At 49.3% G+C, this 215-nt stretch carries 1 protein-coding gene; it reads left to right on the top strand.

Translation table 11 applies throughout. The features are described from left to right. Positions 1-18: 18 nt before the first annotated feature. Positions 19-215, top strand: a 197-nt coding sequence (locus tag FS628_RS31210; protein WP_145326737.1) for a hypothetical protein, incomplete at its 3' end; no start/stop codon positions are given.

Consider the following 215-nt stretch of genomic DNA (forward strand, 5'->3'; position numbering starts at 1 on the left):
GGTGGTCAGGTGTATTAGGTGTACAACGGTGTTGAGGGAATTGAGGAGATGGGTGCCGAAATTTGTGAACTGGTGCGGGAAGGGAAGGTTGGTGTAGGAGATGGTGAAATGTGGGAAAGAGAGGTGGAGAAGAGAATTGTGGAGTTGGTGGATGGTGAATATGAGGTGGTTGTGAGGAGAAGTATGATGGAGAGGGGGGTAGATATTCGGAACGT

This window comes from Paenibacillus xylanexedens (genome assembly GCF_007676705.1).
GTDB lineage: Bacteria > Bacillota > Bacilli > Paenibacillales > Paenibacillaceae > Paenibacillus > Paenibacillus xylanexedens_C.